Origin of the sequence: Bacteroides sp. MSK.20.82, from assembly GCF_019052485.1 — a bacterium.
GTDB classification, from domain to species: Bacteria; Bacteroidota; Bacteroidia; order Bacteroidales; family Bacteroidaceae; genus Bacteroides; species Bacteroides thetaiotaomicron.
The window spans coordinates 370,794-392,382 of sequence record NZ_JAHQUN010000002.1 but is presented as its reverse complement, the minus strand read 5'-3'; the positions used below and the strand labels follow the sequence as shown (position 1 = coordinate 392,382).

Below are 21,589 nucleotides of genomic sequence, written 5' to 3'. Positions count from 1 at the left end.
TTTCTCTACAAGCAAAGAAAAGTCCATTTCAAAACTCATTATTGAGTTTTTTTTGACACACTCTCATTTGCTAATCTGCATTTGAGGAAGATTTGAGGAAATAGTTGCAGCAACAGTTCAAAGGAGATACTCCGAACCAGAGTTTCTTCCTTTTCGATTTACCGTTTCTTATACTTGCCGCCTTTCAGGTCGCTCTCCATCATCCGCTTGTTGAGCTTTTCTCGGAGTTCGTCAAGGAAATAGGTGCGACTGTCGTCCTTTCGACGCTTCATGTTCATATAAACGTTGTAGCAGTTCTTGATTTCTACATCGAAGATTTCGGATAGAACGTCTGCCAATTCCTCTACGCCAATTTCGCCATTGTTGATACAGTCGCAGGTATCGAGGGCGTAAAGGAGTTCAACTAGATCTGTCGCTTTGCCTGTCCAACGGAACTTCTTGGCAGATTTTGGGCGTACGGCAGATAAAATTCCATGCATCCTCATTTTCAGCAATTCTAACTCCGTGTCAATAACAAAGAGCAGTTCTGCCACATTTTTTCCCCATTTCAGTTGTTATCCCTGATTTTTCAGACATTGTCCGCAAATGGAAGCGGGTAAAGTTTAATGTGCGAAACAACGAAACGAGATCTTCTTCGCCATCTCCCAATTCCATGATTTCTCTGATAAGATTATCGGTAGCCTCCGTGCTTTTATCAGAAGACAGCATCTCAAAAAGTTCTTTTTCAACGAGTCTTTTCATATTGCGATATTTTGATATAAGTGATTGTTTCTGGTATTTATGATAAATGCACAAAACCTCCACCTGTTACAACTTCTGATTGCAACAAATGGAGGTAATGGAAAAGAGAAGTTTTACTTGCCTTGTTCCAGTGTGCGAGTGGTGAAATAACTGTCCGAAATTGAAGGGGTGAACTTAATAACGTTGTTATTCAATACCGACTTTCTTTTGTTTTTCAGATTAACCATTGTCATTTCCTTGAAACGGTATTTATGGTTCTTTGTATCCACTTCGGCAATTGCAGAAACGGTCATCTCCTTTTCTTTCTCACCGGCAAGATTATAATAGGTAGCCTTGCGAACAACGAAAATCCGTTTATCGATATAGGAAATTTTCTTTGAGAAACCGTTTTCATTGGCAATTGTCTTGTTTTTAGGTATGATTTCCAAGACATAACAATCATGTCCATCGACTTTCTGCTCAGTCAAGAATTTATAGTTGAAATCCTCTACGGCAGGTGTGGACATATCGGCGTAAGAAAACTCAGACCCCATGAAGCTCTTTGCATTTTCAGAACTCACAATGCGTCTGGTTTTACGAAGGGCTGGCATATAAATCCACTTATCGTCGTTTTTCTTCAAATAATCGAACGATAGGAATCCGGTACCTTTTACATCAGCGGGCTCGGTAAACCGAATGAGTTTCTTTTCCAGACTTCCATTCTCGTAGAGTTTACTGACGATAGTCATCTTGCGAACCCGTTTGTCACCCGACGGACTGTAAATAGTCATGGACGATTGTGTTTCCATCCCGGCAACACGAGTGGTTTCAATGGCTTTCTGCTGTACTTGTTGGGGAGACAATCCTCCCTGTGCATGAGCAACATTTGCCCACATAGTTGCGATTGCTATAATCGCCGATAAAAAAACTTTCTTCATTGTATTTATTGTATTTATTGTTTGATGAATATTCGTGTATCAATCCTCTTTGAAAAGCTTAGGTGCTTTTGATTGTTTCTTTTATTGGTTTTATTCTCTCAGTTATTTTATGTCATTTGCGATGTGCTTTCTGTCTCAAGAATTTCGGTTTCAGTACCATACATAGCGCAGGTACGAGCAGTACTGCCGCAATAAGGCATACGAAGATGATTGTCACCATCATCATTCCGAAAAAACGAACGGGCAGGAAGCCTGAAAAGAGCAGAACCACAAATCCGATAATAACGGCGATTGCATTGAATACGATACCGCGTCCCGTTGCCTTGAACAAGCGACGTACAGACTCTTTATCGTTATAACCCGCACGTCGTTCCTCCCGATACCGCCAGACGACATGAATCGTATAGTCCACGCCGACACCGATAAGGATAGAGGCTTGGAAGGCGGTCATAAAGTTCAGGTCAATACCGAAATATCCCATCAATCCGAAAAGCATCAACATGGCAAACACGAGCGGAACAATTTGCAGTAGCCCTGCCTTAAACGACTTGAAGCCGAGAGATATAATGATAAATACAACAACGAGGGAAATCAACAGAGAAAGAAACTGTCCGTTTACGACATGCTTGTCCATATCCGTAAACACATCGGCATTGCCGCCAACAAGTTTCACATTAGGGTCATCTTTTACCATCTCCCTGATTTGAGTAACACATTGTCGCAATACAGGCGTGTTCAATTCCTTGAAGCGAATCATCAAAAGGGCTTTCTCGAAATTGAAATCCACCATCTTTTCCAAATCCCTCTGACTGCCGCTCATCAGATACAACTCGAAGTATTGCGATACGGCATCATAGGTGTCGGGGATTTTATCATATCCTTCTTCCCCCTTGTTGTAAAGAGCACGGCTGATCTGACGTGTAACTTTGGCGATGGACTGCGTTGTTCCCACTTCGGGGATTTCATGCACCTTCTTTTCCAAATCATTGATTTTTTTCAATAGAGCAGGATCTTTGATGTCACCTTCGAATACGATACAGAGAGGGAAAAAGCCCCCCAATTCCTTATTGATAATTTGTGCAGACTCCTTGGCTGGATGTCCGTCAGGGAACAATTCGGCGGGATTTGAATTGATGCTGAAACGCAATAGTCCGGCTGCTCCGATTAGAGAAATGACTACAAACAAAACCAAAATAGTCTTGGGCTTTTTCGTTACCCAATTGGCAATAAAATCCAACAATCTGTCCAACCCTATTCCTCTTTTGTTTTTAGGATTGTCATCCGCTCTCAATCGAGGCTTCGTTTTGGGAAGTATTGAACTTAATGCTGGGATAAAGAACAGACTGCCAATCAAGGCAAGTCCAATACCAATACTGCCGAGGACGCCCATCTGCCCACCGGGAATCAGCACATGTCCCAACATACAGAGCAACCCTGCAATGGTTGTCAATCCGGACAAAATGATGGGAGCACCGAGACTTGTAACCATCTTGACAGACAGCTCTTTGGGAGTATAATTGTTTCCGGGAAGATTGTCTCTTTGGTAGCGAGCAAACATGTGTATGCCGTAGGAATTGGCAGTGGCTATCAGTAATACTACTAAAATAATGGTCGTAACGGCAAACTTCCATCCCAACAAAGGTGTTGCTCCCAATGCCGTGAATATCGCCATAACCACAATTAGAATGGGAAGCCATACGCCTCTGAACTGTCGGAAGCTGATAAAGAGAAAAACCATCATTAACAACAATCCGAGAGGAATGAGCCGAGCCATATCCTTCTGCATCATTCCCGCATTTTGCATCCGCATATACGGAGAGCCACCCAAAAGAACTTTCTCTGCACCGGGATATTTGGCAATCATTGCTTCCACTTGGTCTATTACATCCTTGTCCTTTGCTCCGGGTTCAAGCAATCCAATAATAGCTGTGGTCGTAAAATCTTTGGAGACTACGCTTCCATAGACAAGGTCATTACCTGCAAGTTCCTTTTTGATAGTGGCAATATCTTCAGCAGTCCGTGGAATCATTTTCACGGCCGCATCAACGGTCATTGCGTCATTCTCACTGCGGACATTTTTCAATTCAAAGACAGACATTACCCGTTCTATGCCTTTGATGTTCTGCATATCCTGCGAGAAATGCTCTACACGTTCCAACGTCTTGTCGTTTACGACATCATCCGTCTGTACGACAATCATCACCATATCCGTTCCTCCAAACATCTTTTCTATCTGTTTTTGGTTCATACGGGAAGGCAAATGCTCCGGCAGATAGGTAAGCAGGTCGGGATTAAAACTTGCATTCTTCATCTGAAAGCCCATGAAGGCTGTCAGTGCAAGAAAGAACACGATGACCGCCCAGCGGTATCGTATCACAAATTCAGCTAACTTCTTCATTCGATATTATTTTGAGATTAGATAATCTAAAACGAAACTTTCAACTCCGTAAAAACCGAGTTCTTGGTCTTTTCCAATATCCCGAACAGACGGTCGTCCGGTCCGTAAAACAACTGACCTCCCACCGTGAGTGTAACGGCATCGGCTATGGCATAGCGAACCTTGGGTTGGAAGAAGTATTCTTTTGTACTGAACTGGCACAGTCCGAGCAGTTCCACGTTCAATGTTTCGTGGAGTAATGACAGTGCAGGTCTGACCGAAACCGAATGATTCCAACGCTCGTGCTGCGTGAAGACGATACGATTCAGCGAGTTAAGTTTCCGTTCCATCGGGTTGCCTTTGATGTCAGACTTTAAGTCCGGAATATACTTACCTATATATTGCACAATCAAGCTGAAAGCATCCCAACTTCGGTCAATCCCTATTGTATATTCCATCTGCTTGTTGGGAACAGAATAGATGGGATTATTGCCTTTGTCGGGGAGTGAACAGGCAAACTCGCCTCTTAATCCGTAGTTGCCCAATGAGGTGGAAAAGTCCATTCCGACAACATGCACCCGATAGGGCTTTTGCGACAAAAGGATTTCAGAAGGAGTCTTTTCATAAGTGATGCCGGGAAATTTATGTAACCCGTTGTAATAGGAAAGAGAGAGGTCGAAAGACGGTTTTTCCAAATCTATTTTCACTCCGAAAGACTGGTCTTTCCATCGGTAAGGCTGTTTTTCATTCTTCCATACAATCCCATCTCCCATAGGCTTTCCGATGAATGGGAACAATGACGATTTGTAAACGGGTATCCAATCCACTTCGATACGGAACGGATGAGGATTAAAGACTCCTTTCACGATAAAATTTCCCAGACGTTTATCGTCTTCCTCCGGTGAGAATACACAAAAGTCTTGGGGGGTAACGTTATTGGTCGGATTGAAACCGTCTGCCCGTCCCCAGAGAACGATTTGCTCACCCACACGAAAATCGAACTTGCCAAGATTAAGATTTACATAAGCCTCGCGGATGTCGAACTTATGATTGTTGTTGCCATCGGCTCTGTAACGCACTTCCGAAAAGGCGGAAGCATTCGTACCGATGGGGACTTCCAAATTCAAAGCACCTTCTCCGTAGTAATTACGTATTTCTTTTTCTCCTCCGAAAATTCCTGCACGGAGATAGCCGTTGATTTTAATGCGGTTATACGACGAAATCCCTTCTGTCTGGAGAGAGTCTGTTTCATTCGGAGATTGCGCACAAACAGAAATACCGGAAAACAATGAAAAGATTGTTACTCCGGCAAAAAACTGAAACTTGAATGTCGTTATTTTCATTGCCTGATGTTTTTGCAGGCAAAGTTCGGAAGATTGTTTAGGGCAAAATACCCCTTAAATGGTAAGCAATATCCCTATTGCATCAAACTTACAAAGAGTCGAGATATTGCTTAGGCTTTATCCTGTGATATTTGCGGAAAGCCTCCGTGAAGTGACTGAGGTTGGTATATCCGACTTTATAGCCCACTTCAGACACCGAGTAGAGACGGGTGGATAGTAGGCGCTTTGCCCATTCCATCTTTTCGGACAGAGCATACTCGGCAATCGCCTTGCCAATGACCTGCTTGAAACATTTCTGTAGTTTGGAACTGCTCATATTGGCTTCTCGTGCCAATTCGGGAATGCTCGGTACATTGTTCAAACTATGTAAAATCCGGCGACGGACACGGAAGACAGCCTCCACATCGTTCAAATTCAAGTTGGAAAGAGATTTTACCTCCGACCGTTTTTCAAGTTTTTCAAGGAATATCGTCAACAATTCTATTGCCTTTCCGTGCAGATGGAGGGGAGAGAAAGGCGCATCGCTTTCGGCTGTCGTCTTGATGCCGTTCAATACTTGTTGCATCGCAGGTGTGATGGTCTCGAAGAGATAAAAAGACTTGTCCGACTGGAGCAACCTGCCGATGTAGGTTTCTTGAGCCGTATCCATTTGCTCTATCCAATCCTTGTTGAAAGTCAATGTGATGTTTTCATACTGTCGCTTGGGAGCGAAAGACCACTCCGTAGGGATATTGCTCGAGGGCATAAAGATACCGTCGAGCGTATCTACCCCGACCGTTTTCGTGCTTGTGCCGATAATCTGCTCGTGCTTATGCTCATTGATGTAGAACATGACGGGAATCCATTTCGAGTTTTCCACCGAGCGACGCACCATTGTCATCGGTTCGTACGCCATGAAGCTGATATAGGTCAATGTGAGCCATGGCAAAGGGTAGTATTGCTTGAAAAAGCCGTTACCCGCCGAAGGCGGAACAGTAAAGCCATCGTTCATTACCGATGTGCCGAATTGCTCGGCAACCATCTCCATCCAATCTTCAGGCTTATTGATTGCACAAAATTCTATGGTCATATCATTATACTTTTCTGCAAATTTACAAACAAACAAGGATAAAAAAGAGGATTTTCTTATACTTTTGTCCTTGTTGAATCACATGCTCTATAAAAAACAAGAGTATTCCTTTTTGAGGGAATACTCTTGCGATAGGGATTTACTCAAACACCACCAGACTTGAAGGTACTCCCACCGCAGTAACAACGGGAGTTTGAGAGCATTCGCCCGTCTTGGTATTGTAGGTATAGTAGCCCGTTCCATTATTGCACGTCATACCAAAGACGATGAAATCTTTGTAGCGGGTTATGGCAAAAGAGCCATTGCTGTCGGTCATCGGCAAATCGAGCTTTTCGACGGTTTTGTTCCAAATGTCGATTTTCACGGGTTGGAAGTCTTTCTTGAGTATTCCGAATTCCGTGTCCGTCACTTTCAGACAACTATACACAATGCCATTGCCCGCATAGTAGGACTTAATCATATACTGTCCGGTCTTTCCTATTCCCTTGATGGTCGTTTTCGACAGATTGAACAGATAATCGGTATCCCATTTGTCGCTTCCCTTGCGGATACGTAGGAAACCTTCCTTATCGGCAACGTTGAAATTATTGCCCGTACTGTAAAAATAGATGTCGCCCCGTTCGTCTATAAAGGCATCGGAATGCCGGAACAATCCGACCACACTTGTGCGGTTATCCTTGATGACCTCGGTCTTTTTCGTTTTAAGATCAATAATAGCAACCTCTGCACCCGTCCCCGGTACGGAAGTATGGGGAGAATTAAGCTGGTTGAGAGCTACATACATCTTACCATCACGTATAACATTGCAGCCTGGATCGGGATTATTGTCCTGAACGGCATAAGCAGAGAGGTCGATTTCATCCTCTTTTTGCAACGTGACAGTGTTGATTAACGCAATCTTGCCCCTTCCATGCAAAGCGACGTATGCCCGCTGTTCGTCAATAAAGTTGATTTCTCCGGGTTGCGCCATCTGTTCAAAGGTCATCGTACCTGCTTTTAGAAGCTCGCCGTGCGCCCCTCTTGTAAACTTGTGTACCTTATCTCCGAATTTTCCTTCGGGCACAAGTACCGTGTTTCCTTTTGCGAAGAGATAACACCCAAAGCCGAATTCAAAAGTTTTCTTATTGTCTGTTGCTTGAGGAGTCAAATCACTGAATGTCCCTACATACGCACTATTCCCAACATAATGCACAAAGGCGAAGTGCTGCGGCACCTCGTCGGGCGTTGGCATGGGGTCATCGTTCTTGTCGCAAGACGTCAGCCCTATGGAGCCGACCAGCATAGCGGAAATGGCTATGCGATTGAAAATTGTTGTTTTCATTATTATTTACGTTTAGAGTTATAAAATATCTTTCGAAAAGACGTATCTGAATTTCAGGTGAAGTGTCCGTCCTGCCAACGGCTGGCGGAACTGATCCCAAACTTCTTTGTTCATCAGATTGTGGCATTCCAAGGCGATGGAATATTTGTTTTTATAGGTCAACAACAGACCTATGTCATTGACGAAACTGCGTGGGATACGCCGTTTCTGCAATTCGGTTAGTTCCCAAAAGTAGAAGAACTCTTCCGTGAACTTCCCGTCCCAGAATGCCTTGACATGCCAATTATTGAATAATCGGTCGCTGTGATATTCCGCTCCGAAGTTGGCGAACAGGTAGGGGATGTTCGGAAGTCGTAAGCCTTTTGTCGGATTAGGGGCTTGAGTGCCCGGCAAATAGTCCAAGACATCGCGTACATCCTGATAAGTCAGGTTCCCGTAGGCATAGACCGTCGGCGATATATCCAGCTTCAGCTCGGTCTCTATACCTTTGATATGTACCTTTTCCGCATTCACATATCCGGCTGCCATGTGTTGTTTCATCAGTTTTATCATATCGCTCACCTGCATATAAAAGCCGTTCACCTCAAATTGCAATCGCGATAGTCCGAGTACATCGTTTTTGTCTATCAAGAAGCCCAGATTGAAGTTGTGGCTTTTCTCCGGTTTCAGTCCGGCGGCAGGAAAGGTAATGATACCGTCACCGAACAGTTCTTGCGAATTGGGGAGGCGTATTGCCCGTTGGTAAGATGCCTTCAGATGAAAGTCTCTGAACGGTTCGTACTTCATTGCCTCTATCCAGCCGATTTGCGATGTCGTATTGCTCTTTTTCTTCGGAGCTTCAATCATCTCGTATGACGTCAAATCCTCTATCTCGGAATGGAGATGGAAATACTTTGCAGAAAACATATTCGTCAGTTTTCTGCCGAAGAGTTTCGCTTCCCAAGTCAATCCAGAAACGACACTGGTCTTCTTGCTTGGAAATCCTCCGATGACAAAACCGGCATGCTGGCTTGCAATGTCATCGCTCGGTTGTCTTCGGGCATAGTTGATAAGCGTGTTCAGGTTCAGACTGTGATTGGCGGACAATCTGTAATCGAAATTGATACGTTCGTTTATTTCCAAGCCTTTGTCGTTTGAGTTGTGAGGAACATCTCCCGTCTCTCCCTGCCCGTTCGGACTCGGATAGATGTTTCCTTCGAAATCGTGATTCACCCGTGCCGTATCTACAAAATTGTTCGTTGTATGCGACAGTGAGAAATGTGACTCGAAGTTAAGGCGATTGTTTAGCATTCCACTTTTTATCAGTTTGTTTTCGAGCATAAACATCCCGGATTTGTTTTCAGCGTGCTGGATATTCTTCAATACTCCTTGTATCTCATTGAAACGGTTGTAATACCCGAACTCGGTACTGATTTCATCGAACCAGAGTTTCGTGAAAGCGATTTTTCCTTTCAGCATATACGAACGAAAACGGTCGTGGTCTCGCTTTACCAACAGGTTCTCTCTTTCGGGAACTCTAAATGAGTAATCATTCTTTGCAGAAGTATAATACCCTCCCGCACCGAGCAGAATACCGCTCTTGGGAAAGTTCTTGCGCGAGAAGACACTTCCCTTGTGCGTCCGGTAAGACCCCAGTTCGTACGAAGCATCCAAATAGTCCGTACAGAACTCCTTCGTAACGATATTGACGGCGCCACCCAATCCGTCACAACCGAAACGCGCTGGGATAATGCTCTTATAGACCTCTATCCGTTCGATAATGTCTATCGGAATCTCATCAAGAGAAAACGTTCCGTCCGAGGTACTCATGGGAATACCATCCCAAAGGATCTGAATGCGGTTTCCTTCCAAACCGTGAACGATAATCCTCGAACTGCTCCCCAATCCACCGCTTTGTCCTACTTTCAAACCGATGGTCTTATTCAAGATAGTCTCCAATGATATGGAGCGACCTTGCAACTCTTTCGCGTTTATCACGGAGACCGCCTCAGGCGACTCTCTGATAACTTGTGCTTTCGTCTTTCCGAAAACTACTACTTTTTCCAACTCCGTTGATTCTGGATATAGTTTTAGGGTATGGAGTTTTCCATTTGTCATAATAGTGTCGGCTATCGTTTGATAACCGACATAACTTACCCTGACAACGAGCATCTGATTGGTCATCGTGCTCAACTTCGCCACTCCATTTCTGTTTGTGGTCGTACCGTTCTTGTATGTAAGGTCTCCAAGACCTTTCCATTGTACCGTGGCAAATTCTATGTTGCTTCCATTCTCTGCATCGATCACTTTTATCTCGGTAGGATGCAGTTGTGCAAACATCGGGTAAGCCCACAGCAATAGAAAGCTGATGATAAGTACTCTTTTGTATAAATGAACTATTGAGTTGATTGGCATATCTAAATTTGTTACTAAAACTCGTGCAAAATTATTTGCCCGTTGAACAAATAAATAACCCCATCGTCCACACTTATACCCCTATTGAGTTTTATGTGCGTCAAGCTGTTGTTTTCGGGTAGTGTAATACTCATTCGGGCTATTTTGCCTCTGTGCTTCGCCGTACCTTTGCAGAAGAAAAAATCAAAACTACACATATATGGATAAACAAAAAGTCAAACCTCTCGATGAGGAACGGGAGAGTCGCAGCCTGCTCTCCAATGCGATGGTCATACTGCATCTTGTTTTCGGTACGCTGCCTCTGCTGCTTGTGGTGTGGGCAGTGGACAGGCTGATGAGCGACACGCTCACTTCTACAATGATTTGGATTGTCGGGGCGGCGATGGTGCTGTTTGCCCTGCTTCGCGGCGTGTTCTACGGAACGTCGATCTGGCGGTCGCACCGCTCAGCTTACAACGCCCTCACACGGTTGAGGTTGCGTATCGTGAGCCACTTGCAACGGCTGCCGCTCGGCTTCTTTCAGGAGCGGAAGGTGGGCGATTTGGTGAACATCATCAACCACGACGTAGAGCAAATCGAGATTTATTTGGCACACGGATTGCCCGAAATCCTCTCGGCAACGCTTTTCCCTACTTTGCTCTGGGCAATTGTTATGGTGTTGGACTGGCGGCTGGGGTTGGCTCTCATTTCGCTTCTTCCGTTGGCATTTCTCTTGCAGATGGCTGTCAAAACGCTTTGGGGCAAGAGTTTCCGACACTTTATGGAAAGTACGCAGAAGATGTCGGAAGACCTTCTGGAATATGTGGCTACAATACCAATCATTAAAGCATTCAGCCACGAAGAGACCCGGACAGAGCGAGTTCTCGGTGGTATGCGCGATTATATCTGTTGGGTGAAGCGGAGTATGTTCAGCGTTACCGTACCTATGACACTCATAACGATGTTTTTGGAGGGCGGCATCGTGGTGATGACTCTTGTCGGTTTATGGCTGATGAGTTCGGGCGAACTGACCGTAGCACGTTTCATCCTTGCCCTGATACTGGGCGGACTGTTCTCGTCCGCCTTTGCTAAGTTGGCTACGTTCCAGCACTTCAAGATTGTCTATGGTCAGTCGTTGGCGAGGGTTCAGTCGATTACCGAAGTACCCGCAAAGGATACGGCAGACAGGGATACGGATGCCATGCAGACCGATGTCAGTTTTGAGCACGTTACATTCGCCTACCCGAATAAGAAAGACAGTGCGTTGTGTGATGTCAATTTGCAATTTCCCAAAGGCAGCCATGCGGCTATTGTGGGCGAATCGGGGTCAGGCAAAAGCACATTGGCAAGCCTGATGATGGGTTTTTGGCAACCGCAGTCGGGAACCGTCCGTCTAGGCGGAGAGAGCCTTGCAGAACTCTCCGAACGAAACATTGCCGATTTCTTCTCAATGGTGCAGCAGGAGGTGTTCCTTTTCAATACGAGCATTCGGGACAATATCCGTATCGGCAAGCCCTCCGCCACGCAAGAGGAGGTGGAAATGGCGGCGCGAAGGGCACGCATACACGACTTTATCGTGGGACTGCCCAATGGTTACGATACGTCGGCAGGTGAAGCGGGCGTAAAATTCTCCGGCGGAGAGAAACAGCGCATTTCCATTGCACGGATGCTGCTCAAAGACTCACCGATTGTCATTCTCGACGAAGCCACCGCTGCCTTGGATGGAGAGAACGAGAAGCTTATTCAAGAGGCTTTGGACGAATTGCAACGCAACAAGACCGTCATCACCATCGCTCACCGGCTCAACACCATTCAGGAGGTGGAACGCATTGTCGTGATGGACAAGGGGCAGGTCGTGGCGACAGGAACACACGGAGAATTGATGGACAACTGCCCACTATATCGCAATATGACGGAAACTCAGGAACGGGTAAGCAAATGGCAACTGAAAGAGGAGGAGGTATAAACAATGATACGTAATATATTGAATGAATTGACCGCCCGTGGAGTGCGGCATCTGATAATCTCCGCGCTGTTTTTCGTGGTTTATGCCCTCTGTGGCACAGCGATTATGCTCACCGTCCTGTTCCTTATCGACCGCTATATATCGGGCGAAAGCGTTTCATTCGTTTCGACAGCGTGGATACTCGGTGGTCTGCTGGTTTTGAAAACCATATCCAATGCCGTAGCCGATATGAGCAAGCACTTTGCCGGCTTCGACCTCGTGGAACGCATCCGTGAGAAAATCATCTTGAAACTGAAAATGTTCTCGCTCGGCTTCTACACCAATGAGCGTCTGGGCGAGATAAGCACCGTCATTCACAAAGACGTGGACAATATGGAAATGGTGGTGGGGCACCTTTGGACGCGGATGTCCGCCGATTTCATCGTGGCGCTGATACTCGGCATCGGGCTGTTCTGGGTGGACTGGCACATGGGGTTGGCGATGATTGCCATCCTTCCTATTGCCCTCTTCTCCTTGTATCGGGGCATCCGTTCGGGAATGAAAGCGCAACAGGAGGCACAAGACGGTCTGGCAGATATGGTTAGCCTCTTCGTGGAATATGTCAAGGGCATACCCGTGCTGAAAGTTTTTGGAGGAAAAGGAATGTTTCGTGACAGACTCGACCACTCTGTTAGTGAATTTGGAGAAAGCAGTAAGAATACTTCTCGTTTGGCAGCTGTGAGTGTGGGTAGATACACCTTTCTGATAGAATTGGCTTTCGCTCTGATGGCAACGCTCGGTCTTTGGTGGACTTGGCATGGTGAAACTTCCCTTTTTGTTTATCTGATGTTCATCATCGTATCCAAGGAGTTCTACAAACCTTTTGTCAATATGGAGAGCCACTGGCTGAACTACATCAAGGTAAAGGACAGTTACGGACGCATTTCTCGTTTGTTGGACGCTCCTGTTATCGTCAATCCCGACCAACCTAAAACGGCGGAACATTTCGACCTCTCGTTTGATGGTGTCGGTTTCCACTATGAAAAAGAGGGCTTTGAGATGAAAGACCTCACGTTCAACGTACCCGAACGGACGGTAACGGCGCTTGTCGGCTCGTCAGGCTCCGGCAAGACCACCATTACCAATCTGTTGCTCCGCTTTTGGGAACCGCAGGCGGGTTGTATCCGTATCGGCGGCGTGGACATTCGGGAGATGGATTACGATGACCTGCTCGGCAAAATAAGTGTGGTGATGCAGAACGTCATCCTCTTTTCCGACACCATTGCCAACAATATCAAGGTGGGCAACCGCAATGCCACACAGGCGGAAATCGAGGAAGCCGCACGTCGGGCGATGATACACGACTTCATCGTCAGTCTGCCCGATGGTTACGAAACGAAAATTGGGGAGAACGGTTTGGGACTGTCGGGCGGACAGAAGCAACGCCTCTCCATCGCTCGCGCCTTCCTCAAAGACGCTCCCATCCTCCTGTTGGATGAGATAACGAGCAATGTCGATCCCGTCAATGAGTACAAAATACAGCAAGCAATGTCTGCGCTTATCCGAAACCGCACGGTCTTGGTCATTGCCCACCATTTGCAGACCATCCGCAATGCCCACCAGATTATCGTGATGGACAAGGGACAGCTTATGGAGAAGGGTATGCACGCCGAACTCGAAGCTAAAGGAGGATTGTACTGTAACTTGTTGAAGATGCAATAAACTGAAAGAGATAAAGAATGTAGAGGTATGACTTTGAGGCACACTCTTTTTTCGGACACAACGTTCGTAAATGACAGAAATATTTGATTGATAACAAGTTAGATAATGACACACGTACGGATTTATTTGTATAAACATTATTTCGCTAAGGAAACTACTCTTTTCATGTAGGTTTCTATGTAGGTTAATTAATACCAATTGATTCCTACTAATACGAATTAATAATAAGCCATTAACTAACTCGTTATCAATCTATGTATACGATTAACATTAGGGGTAAGCAGAACCCGAAAGACACCAAGATGGTCAAGCTGGAGATGATTTTCTTCAAGACCGGTTACGCCCGTGTGCCGAAGGTCATAAACATTACAGGGCTATTAAAAGACTGGGATGTCAAGTCTCAGAGTTTCCGTGTAGGGAGTGCGGAAGCTACTACCAAGAACAAACTGCTTTTCGATTTGCGAACCAAATATCTGCATGTCGCTGATACCTGGGAGATGGAAGGCAGAAACTGGTCGCCCGTCCAGTTGTCACATTGCTTCGATGAAATCAAGGCGGCAAAACCCGAGGTCAAAGTAAAGAGCGTCCAGCAGATGATCGATTATCTTGAAGAGACATTCAAAAACAAGAAACGCATCAAGAACGGGCAGATCGTCGATAGTACGACCAATGCCAAACGGTATGTCTATCTCAAGCGTGAACTGCAGGCGTTTACAAAAGAAAAATATGCAAAAGCCTTTTCCTCTTATTTCTTTGCTGACATTACAGAAGAGTTTCTTCTTGACTTTGCATTTTGGCTTAAAGAAAGAGGTATCAGAAACGGCAACAAGGCCGGACTCACGCACAAATTGAGGTTGCTCCGTGCCGTATGCAGGCAGGCGGAAAAGAAAGAGATGTACGGGGTGAATATGGAGAACTTCCTCTGTCTCGGTGATGATATCAATTGGCCGGAAAGCACTTCAAGAGCAGTCCCGGAAACAGTCATAGCAAAAATTGCAAATGTTGACCGTACCCTGTTTACGAAGAAAGAGCAGTTGCATCTTGATTTGTTCCTGTTCAGCTACTATACCGGAGGTATGGCGAATGTCGATGTCTGTAACCTGACATGGGATTTGGTCCAGGAAGACCGCATCGTCTATGAACGTATCAAGTTTCCCAAAACAGCCAAACCGGAGCTTCTCAGCAAAGCAAAAGCCATCATGAATAAATACCGTGGGCAAAGTTACGGAAATTATGTATTTCCTGTTTTTACACATAAACACACGACCACTTCCAAGAAGACTACACGTGTCAAGCAAATTTCCACACGTCTTTCACAAACCTTGACGAAAGCATGCAAGATACTACGCATTAAAGAAAACATCACCTGGTATTCCGCCCGTGGTTCTTTCATATCAAAGATGGTAGATGCCGGTAACAATCCATATGTGATTGCAGAGATGGCGGGCAACAGTCCATTGACCATCTATAAGCACTACTACAAGAATACGAAACGGGAAGAAATCAAACGGCAAATGGAAGAAATGTTCTGATTGTGCATGTCCATATACTCGCAAATACCTTGGCAATTCCCCTGCAATCCTCCGGAATACGGAGGATTTTCTGTGTTGGTGAATAATTACACTCTACAATGGGTGTTAAATCTTACTGATTACCAAAAAGATAGTTATTATATTGACAAAATCGCTTTTATTTTCGAATAATTTCACTACCTTTGTAATCAATAACTTAAATAGAATTTATATGAAAGAATTGGTTTCAAAAATACAGGAAGTATATGCTACATTCTCCACGGATGCGGCACTTCAGATTGAAAAAGGCAACAAGGCCGCAGGTACCCGTGCCCGCAAGGCTTCGTTGGAACTGGAAAAATTGATGAAGGAGTTTCGCAAGGTTTCTTTGGAAGAATCCAAGAAATAGCCTTAACACATCGGCCGTTGTCATATAATGGCCGGTCTTCTGCAGATACGGCATAAAAAGTGTATTGGCAGAACGACATAATAAAAAACGGAAAGCGTTAACTTTTGTCATGCATCGAAATCTGGTAAAATTCACTTATCCGCAGGACAAACAGTTTTCGCCTATGCTTTTGCGTGGGCTTAACTTGTTTGCGGATAGGTTTACCAGAACCTCGGTGCTACGGGTTATGTCCCACGCTTTTTGGTCTTGGTATACTGAACGCTTGACGGGACTCAAGCCAAATACGGAGATATTATGAATGACATGAATCTGATGGATGAACTTATGAAAATTCCTGCTGATGCGACTGCCGCCACAGTACAAGGCATAGAAATGCTGCTTATCGATAAAAACAAGGCGGAGTCTTTATTGGAATCGGATCCTAATGACAACGCCATCCACGAATGCCTTTTAAGCAACGGCCGTTTCCTGTTCCAATCGGACAATGCCAACCTCGTTGCCCTGTATAAAGTAACAAGAGCATCTGAATAACGCTCCTGTTGCATATAATCACCTTATTTATCTGATTTCATCCTTTCTACAAAGGCTTTTGACGGTTTGAATGCCGGGATATTGTGGGCAGGCACTATTATCGTGGTATTCTTGCTTATGTTGCGTGCCGTCTTTTCCGCACGGTATTTGATGATAAAAGAACCGAAGCCGCGAAGATAAATCTCCTCGCCGTTTATCATGGCAGACTTTACGCTATCCATGAATCCTTCAACAATTTGCGACACGACCTGCTTCTCCAGACCGGTCTGCATTGCTATTTCCCTGACGATATCCGCTTTTGTCATATCAATTCTTGATTAAATACTGTCAATCCGGTTACAAAGATACATCATTTTCTGAAATATCCTCTTTTTATAAGCACATATAACAAACATTAGCCGGTGTCGGTCTCTACTCTTTCGATACAAATAGTATCGAAGTATGAAACTGACACTCAACCGCAAATTCAAAGGCCAGACCTACACTATAGGCGACCTGTCTATCGATGGCAAGTTTTTCTGTAACACCATCGAAGATGTCGTGAGGGAACTTCCGGCAACCTGTCCGGACACTTCCTGTGGTCGCTCCTGTACCTGCGCGGAAAAAGTCTATGCCAAGACAGCCATTCCTGCCGGGACTTATAAAGTCACCCTTCAGTACAGTCCCAGGTACAAGAAGAAAATGCCATATCTGCATGATGTGCCACATTTCCTCGGCATCTTGGTCCACTCCGGCAATACAGAAGTCGATTCCGCTGGCTGTATCATCGTGGGAAAGAATACGGTCAAAGGAAAAGTTTTGGAATCCCGTGCCACTTTCCAAGAACTGTATGCCATACTCGAGTCCGAAGGGGACATAACCATTCAGATTGTATAAAGCGAATGGCGATCAACAGGCTCAAACCACCCAGAAACCTGCGCATCGAGTTCAAACCGTCCCCACGGCAATATGAACTCTGGAAACTCTTGCAGCCAAACTATTGTCCCCATTGTGGCGGGGAGATCGAGCAAATCCTTGTTGGCTATGATCAGCAAGGTAACCCGCAGTACAGGCCGCAGTGCAGGCATTGCAAGTCGCAGAACCTGCCACAGCTGATACTGGGAGGCGGAGCGGCAGGCGGCGGGAAAGCGGCGCCATTGGATTCAACGGTATGTACTCCTTTCGGTTTCCGCAAAGTTCGGGATTTGAAAGTCGGGGACATCATATCCTCTGCCACAACCGGAGGGCAGCAACGGATAATCTGGCTACACCCTGTTGAAAGACATGATTACTACCGTATCCACTTTATCGACGGGACATATTTCGACTGTTCCGCGGGACATTTGTGGAAACTTCATCAAAGTCACAAAAGGACGGAACGGAAAGATACGGGGTGGAACCGGAACAACGAGAGACTTTGGAGTACCCGGATTATTCACGATTGGATGCAGCGTAAGAAACACGGGATGCATAGAGGTAGTAACTTGACTATTCCCCTGTGCGCCCCGGTACAGTTTACTTCGGGAAAACGGTACAGACATCCCAACCCCATAGAACCTTATATTCTCGGGGCTATTCTCGGCGATGGGTGCATTACGAAATCCGTGACGGCGGCCAATTCTGTGTTACTCACGACAACGGATGATGAAATTGTCCAAAGATTCATGTCCGCAGGATATGATATGGGCCATTATCAGAGAAAAAGCGGGAATAAAGCCCAAAGTTATGTGATTTATGACCGTAACTTAGTGGATGCGCTGAGGGTGCTTGGCTTGGAAAGATGTGATTCTGCCAACAAGTTCATTCCCCGGCAATATAAATACGCCCCTGTTGAAGAGCGTAAACAGCTCATCCGGGGGCTGATGGATACCGACGGCTATGTCGTTGGAAGGGGGTACATGTCTTACTGCACGACAAGCAGCCGGTTAGCGGAGGACGTGGCATTTGTCATACGCTCTTTGGGAGGTATAGCGACAATCAAAAAGCCTCCTGCAGGATATAAGGACAAGGCAGGAAACTTCATCCAATGCAAGGATTGTTACAATGTGTACTTCCGTACCCGTATGAATCCGGAACTGGTCGGTTTGTCAAGGAAAAAAGCGAGATGTCGGTATGAGTTCAACGGTGGAGCGTCAGAACCCGGGAAAAGGATTATCGATGTCGAATATATCGGGAGACGGAAGGGACGCTGTATCACGGTTGATGATCCTTGCGGTCTTTATGTCGCTGACGACTTTACTGTAACGCACAATTCCTTCATCGGCAGCGTTTGGCTGGTGTCTTCATGTATCCGGTTCGAGAATATCCGTGCGGTGGTGGCCCGTAAGACACTCAAGTCATTGAAGGAATCGACATGGAACACCATCAAGTCGATACTGAAGGACTGGGGACTGAAAGAGGACATAAACTACAAGATAAACAATCTCGAAGGCACGCTCACATTCTGGAACGACTCGGTCATCATCATGAAAGAGATGTCGGATATTCCCAGCGACCCCAACTTCGAGCGTTTCGGTTCTTCCGAATACACCATCGCCATGGTGGACGAGGTGTCGGAAATCTCGGAGCGGGCTGTCGAAGTGTTGTTCTCCCGTCTCCGCTGGAGGACCCATGAGACATTCAAGACCCCGAGAATGCTGCTTACTACCAACCCGACGATTAACTGGGTGCGTTCCCGCTTCGTTCAGGGCGAGAACGGAGAAAAAGTCATCTGCCGTGAGGGTGAAGCGTACATTCCATTCTCCGTGTTCGACAACCCGAATATCGCTTTCCGTCAGGTGTACGAGGCGGCTCTGAACAAGATCCGGGACCAGGCGACAAAGGAACGTCTGCTCTATGGTAACTGGGATTTCGTGGAAGCCAATGATATGGCGATTTACAGCAGTTTCGACGGCGCCCGGCATCTCGTTACCGGACTGAAAGAAAGGGCGTATGATCCGACCAGACCGCTCATCACGGTGTGGGACTTCAATGTCGCTCCCCAAATGTCGGTACTCTCTGCACAGATAGATTATGAAAACAAGAAGGTCTATATATTGGAAGAGATACTCGGCAGGCCGGAGGAGAAAGAGAACAACACCCCGGCACTGGCACGGAAGGTTCGCCTGAAACTTTACCGGGACAAGCATATCGGCGGAGTGGATGTGACCGGTGACCCTTCCGGGTTGCAACGTTCTACCACGAACGAGGACGGTGTAAACAACTACACGATTATCGTCGGGACGTTCGGTAAAGGCGTCCTGCGACCGAAGGTGAAGCTGCTGCGTAAGCAACCTCCACAGGTTACCCGTTGCGAGTTCGTCAATGAGGTATTCGATGGGTATAACGGTTGGGAAGTCCAGATTGACGTCAAGTGTCGCAATCTCACACGGGATCTGATTTACCAGCTCCGCAACGAGGATGGCACCAAGTCCAAGCAAAAGACAACCGATCCGAAAACAGGCGTGAAGTACGAGCGTTACGGTCATCTGTCCGATTGTCTGGACTACCTGCTTTGCTACTATCTGCGTGACAGTTGGTACAAATTCAAGAGCGGTGATGCGAATGGCTATATCGTATCGACCTCGGTCATCCAGGAAGGATTTTCATACTAGATAATGAAGCAAAAATATGTATAGACGGTTTCTCAATAACAACGATTACCTGGGTATCATCACGCCCGAAGTACTCGCACAACTTACCCGCGGTAACGGCGAACACTTTGTCCGGGCGGAAGAAGCGGCCGAGGCATCGGTCGTGGAATATCTCTCGGAGAACTACGAAGTCGAGAAAGAACTGGCCAAAGGAAAGTGTATCGCCGACTACGACCGGCGCGTCACCTATCCCGTGGGCGTGCATATCTACTTCGAAGGACAAATCCATGAGGTCATTCGTTCCATCAGCGGCTACCGCAAACCTGCAACAAAGACTTTCTGGGAGGAGTGCGTCGATACCTGTATCGATATGAAACAGGTGTCGGGCTATACCCAGTTCAAGACCTATTACCCGGGCGACAAGGTGAACTACAACGGGGTGATCTACAGTTGTCTCGCAGAAAACGGCTACAAGTTCGACGATATTCGTATCCCGATGGTAGCCGGTTGGCTGGAAGTCGAAACCTCACTCTGGCATCCCGTTGAATACCCCCTGTGGAGTGTCGTGGAGTATGAAGATGGATTCTTCACGCTGGTATCGCTTGATAACTTTGACTCTAACGTTGACCCGATGGCTTCAAGCTGCTGGGGAGCCATAGCCGATTACGATTCAGCGTATAACGCATATGAACTGTCTGAAAATGAATACGTGGTTTATGACAGGCATGTGTTCTATCCGGAAACCGACATCAATGCGGATGAACCCTCCGTTGGTTTCAACTTGGCCCTTCACGACCCCAGAAATTACAACTTGAAAAAACACTTGGTACGCTTAGCTGTCTATGAGTTAACCAAGCTTATTGCCCCGAACAACGTAAGCGTTGTCAGAATCCGGGATTATGAAGATAGCATGAGATGGTTGAGTGATGCGGCCAAGCTGCGGCTTACCCCACAGATACCGCGCAAACTCGATGAAACAAGAAAACCGGTAACCGATTGGCAATTGGCTACTTTCCAGACTGATTACGATCCATACAAGAACCCCTGGATGATATAGCTAAAAGCGGAATCTACATTGCAAAAAAAACGGCAAGTACCAGTCTTCTTTTCCTCTTTGATTAAAAAGAAAAAGACATCTTCCCGCAGTAAGATTGACAGTTCCGCTTCCATCTTGATTACTTTCATCAGAAGATGTTATTCAAGGCCCGCCACCGGCGTATAGCGAAAGAAAATCAAATTAACGGCGGGCGTTACGGCTTGGACGTAATTGCGTGTCTGTGGCTTTGATACGGGTAGAAACGGTGTATTGGAAGCTATAGACTTATTGTCAAGCTACTACAAAAATAGGGATACGACAGGTGGCAAATCATTATTTTAAGGTATTGCAACAGAAAATATATGTAACGAACTTTGTAACTAAAAAAGGACCCCGTTCCCGCCTATGCTAACAACTAAGAATTATACACGCGAGCTGTTACCGACTATAGCGCGGAGAGTTTTTCAAGAAGATAAAAGAAGTGTGCAGCACGAATTTATTTTCGGTGAGGTGAACAAGTGTTTCACCAACGCGTATACCTCTGCTTTAGGAGGGACGGAAGAAAACCATGATAAATAATGAAAGATGGAAGCAAATCGTTTTAAACATCCCGTTAGCCGTGAAATAACGGATCAATACATCCGTTCTTCATCTTGTCTGCAATGTAAGCCTTGTGGAGGGAACTGCATAGTCGTGGACAATCGTATCTCCTTTGTAGTCGATCCCGAAACGAGGCGTGTCAG

17 protein-coding genes are annotated in these 21,589 nt (G+C 45.9%); 8 read left to right on the top strand and 9 right to left on the bottom strand.

Annotated features, from left to right (window positions below):
* Window positions 1–158 precede the first annotated feature (158 nt).
* The 8 genes from KTR07_RS03800 to KTR07_RS03765 form a co-directional block, all read right to left on the bottom strand.
* Entirely contained in the window at window positions 159–485 is a 327-nt protein-coding gene (locus KTR07_RS03800; protein WP_254306541.1) for an RteC domain-containing protein, read from the bottom strand.
* A gap of 22 nt (window positions 486–507) precedes the next feature.
* Window positions 508–741 carry a ribosome biogenesis protein gene (locus KTR07_RS03795; RefSeq protein ID WP_117981160.1) on the bottom strand — a complete coding sequence of 78 codons (234 nt, stop codon included), beginning with the start codon at window positions 739–741 and terminating at the stop codon, window positions 508–510.
* A gap of 113 nt (window positions 742–854) precedes the next feature.
* Window positions 855–1,658 (bottom strand): outer membrane lipoprotein-sorting protein, encoded by an 804-nt coding sequence (locus KTR07_RS03790; protein WP_254306533.1) that lies wholly within the window; start codon window positions 1,656–1,658, stop codon window positions 855–857.
* Between the two features lie 112 nt (window positions 1,659–1,770).
* A complete protein-coding gene (locus tag KTR07_RS03785; protein WP_117981158.1) occupies window positions 1,771–4,056 on the bottom strand; it encodes an RND family transporter in 2,286 nt (761 codons plus the stop codon).
* Window positions 4,057–4,082: 26 nt separating this feature from the next.
* Entirely contained in the window at window positions 4,083–5,378 is a 1,296-nt protein-coding gene (locus tag KTR07_RS03780) for a hypothetical protein (protein ID WP_117981157.1), read from the bottom strand.
* An 88-nt stretch (window positions 5,379–5,466) separates the two neighbouring features.
* Window positions 5,467–6,447, bottom strand: coding sequence for an AraC family transcriptional regulator (locus KTR07_RS03775; protein WP_117981156.1), 981 nt, complete (start codon window positions 6,445–6,447; stop codon window positions 5,467–5,469).
* A 139-nt stretch (window positions 6,448–6,586) separates the two neighbouring features.
* The gene (locus KTR07_RS03770; RefSeq protein ID WP_117981155.1) at window positions 6,587–7,768 is read right to left on the bottom strand and encodes a hypothetical protein; all 1,182 of its coding nucleotides are present in this window, start codon (window positions 7,766–7,768) and stop codon (window positions 6,587–6,589) included.
* Between the two features lie 18 nt (window positions 7,769–7,786).
* Window positions 7,787–10,162 carry a TonB-dependent receptor domain-containing protein gene (locus tag KTR07_RS03765; protein WP_118214546.1) on the bottom strand — a complete coding sequence of 792 codons (2,376 nt, stop codon included), beginning with the start codon at window positions 10,160–10,162 and terminating at the stop codon, window positions 7,787–7,789.
* Window positions 10,163–10,361: 199 nt separating this feature from the next.
* Here KTR07_RS03765 and KTR07_RS03760 point away from each other — a divergent pair, with 199 nt between their 5' ends.
* The 5 genes from KTR07_RS03760 to KTR07_RS03740 all read left to right on the top strand — a co-directional run bounded on the left by KTR07_RS03760 (window position 10,362) and on the right by KTR07_RS03740 (window position 16,259).
* Window positions 10,362–12,107 carry an ABC transporter ATP-binding protein gene (locus KTR07_RS03760; RefSeq protein WP_118214547.1) on the top strand — a complete coding sequence of 582 codons (1,746 nt, stop codon included), beginning with the start codon at window positions 10,362–10,364 and terminating at the stop codon, window positions 12,105–12,107.
* A gap of 3 nt (window positions 12,108–12,110) precedes the next feature.
* Complete coding sequence (locus KTR07_RS03755; protein ID WP_117981152.1) at window positions 12,111–13,808, top strand: ABC transporter ATP-binding protein; 1,698 nt, start codon at window positions 12,111–12,113, stop codon at window positions 13,806–13,808.
* Window positions 13,809–14,062: 254 nt separating this feature from the next.
* The gene (locus KTR07_RS03750; protein ID WP_217315184.1) at window positions 14,063–15,340 is read left to right on the top strand and encodes a phage integrase SAM-like domain-containing protein; all 1,278 of its coding nucleotides are present in this window, start codon (window positions 14,063–14,065) and stop codon (window positions 15,338–15,340) included.
* A gap of 211 nt (window positions 15,341–15,551) precedes the next feature.
* Window positions 15,552–15,728, top strand: coding sequence for a histone H1 (locus KTR07_RS03745; protein ID WP_048699090.1), 177 nt, complete (start codon window positions 15,552–15,554; stop codon window positions 15,726–15,728).
* Window positions 15,729–16,022: 294 nt separating this feature from the next.
* Window positions 16,023–16,259, top strand: coding sequence for a hypothetical protein (locus KTR07_RS03740; protein ID WP_048699083.1), 237 nt, complete (start codon window positions 16,023–16,025; stop codon window positions 16,257–16,259).
* A 23-nt stretch (window positions 16,260–16,282) separates the two neighbouring features.
* On the opposite strand, the gene KTR07_RS03735 is transcribed toward KTR07_RS03740, so the two are convergent.
* On the bottom strand, window positions 16,283–16,564 hold the full coding sequence (locus KTR07_RS03735) for an HU family DNA-binding protein (protein WP_217315182.1): 282 nt from the start codon (window positions 16,562–16,564) through the stop codon (window positions 16,283–16,285).
* Between the two features lie 136 nt (window positions 16,565–16,700).
* Between KTR07_RS03735 and KTR07_RS03730 the strand changes: the two genes are divergently transcribed.
* The 3 genes from KTR07_RS03730 to KTR07_RS03720 are packed head-to-tail and all read left to right on the top strand — an operon-like array spanning window position 16,701 to window position 20,867.
* Window positions 16,701–17,135: a DUF5675 family protein gene (locus KTR07_RS03730; protein ID WP_048699078.1), complete on the top strand. Its 435-nt coding sequence runs from the start codon at window positions 16,701–16,703 to the stop codon at window positions 17,133–17,135.
* 5 nt (window positions 17,136–17,140) lie between these two features.
* Window positions 17,141–19,831: a phage terminase large subunit gene (locus tag KTR07_RS03725; protein ID WP_217315180.1), complete on the top strand. Its 2,691-nt coding sequence runs from the start codon at window positions 17,141–17,143 to the stop codon at window positions 19,829–19,831.
* Between the two features lie 16 nt (window positions 19,832–19,847).
* The gene (locus KTR07_RS03720) at window positions 19,848–20,867 is read left to right on the top strand and encodes a hypothetical protein (protein WP_195527356.1); all 1,020 of its coding nucleotides are present in this window, start codon (window positions 19,848–19,850) and stop codon (window positions 20,865–20,867) included.
* Window positions 20,868–21,589 lie beyond the last annotated feature (722 nt).

Bases quoted from the DNA above. Each gene is read 5' to 3' on its own strand.
- KTR07_RS03800 (WP_254306541.1), bottom strand. From the start codon at position 485: ATGAGGATGCATGGAATTTTATCTGCCGTACGCCCAAAATCTGCCAAG.
- KTR07_RS03795 (WP_117981160.1), bottom strand. From the start codon at position 741: ATGAAAAGACTCGTTGAAAAAGAACTTTTTGAGATGCTGTCTTCTGAT.
- KTR07_RS03790 (WP_254306533.1), bottom strand. From the start codon at position 1,658: ATGAAGAAAGTTTTTTTATCGGCGATTATAGCAATCGCAACTATGTGG.
- KTR07_RS03785 (WP_117981158.1), bottom strand. From the start codon at position 4,056: ATGAAGAAGTTAGCTGAATTTGTGATACGATACCGCTGGGCGGTCATC.
- KTR07_RS03780 (WP_117981157.1), bottom strand. From the start codon at position 5,378: ATGAAAATAACGACATTCAAGTTTCAGTTTTTTGCCGGAGTAACAATC.
- KTR07_RS03775 (WP_117981156.1), bottom strand. From the start codon at position 6,447: ATGACCATAGAATTTTGTGCAATCAATAAGCCTGAAGATTGGATGGAG.
- KTR07_RS03770 (WP_117981155.1), bottom strand. From the start codon at position 7,768: ATGAAAACAACAATTTTCAATCGCATAGCCATTTCCGCTATGCTGGTC.
- KTR07_RS03765 (WP_118214546.1), bottom strand. From the start codon at position 10,162: ATGCCAATCAACTCAATAGTTCATTTATACAAAAGAGTACTTATCATC.
- KTR07_RS03760 (WP_118214547.1), top strand. From the start codon at position 10,362: ATGGATAAACAAAAAGTCAAACCTCTCGATGAGGAACGGGAGAGTCGC.
- KTR07_RS03755 (WP_117981152.1), top strand. From the start codon at position 12,111: ATGATACGTAATATATTGAATGAATTGACCGCCCGTGGAGTGCGGCAT.
- KTR07_RS03750 (WP_217315184.1), top strand. From the start codon at position 14,063: ATGTATACGATTAACATTAGGGGTAAGCAGAACCCGAAAGACACCAAG.
- KTR07_RS03745 (WP_048699090.1), top strand. From the start codon at position 15,552: ATGAAAGAATTGGTTTCAAAAATACAGGAAGTATATGCTACATTCTCC.
- KTR07_RS03740 (WP_048699083.1), top strand. From the start codon at position 16,023: ATGAATGACATGAATCTGATGGATGAACTTATGAAAATTCCTGCTGAT.
- KTR07_RS03735 (WP_217315182.1), bottom strand. From the start codon at position 16,564: ATGACAAAAGCGGATATCGTCAGGGAAATAGCAATGCAGACCGGTCTG.
- KTR07_RS03730 (WP_048699078.1), top strand. From the start codon at position 16,701: ATGAAACTGACACTCAACCGCAAATTCAAAGGCCAGACCTACACTATA.
- KTR07_RS03725 (WP_217315180.1), top strand. From the start codon at position 17,141: ATGGCGATCAACAGGCTCAAACCACCCAGAAACCTGCGCATCGAGTTC.
- KTR07_RS03720 (WP_195527356.1), top strand. From the start codon at position 19,848: ATGTATAGACGGTTTCTCAATAACAACGATTACCTGGGTATCATCACG.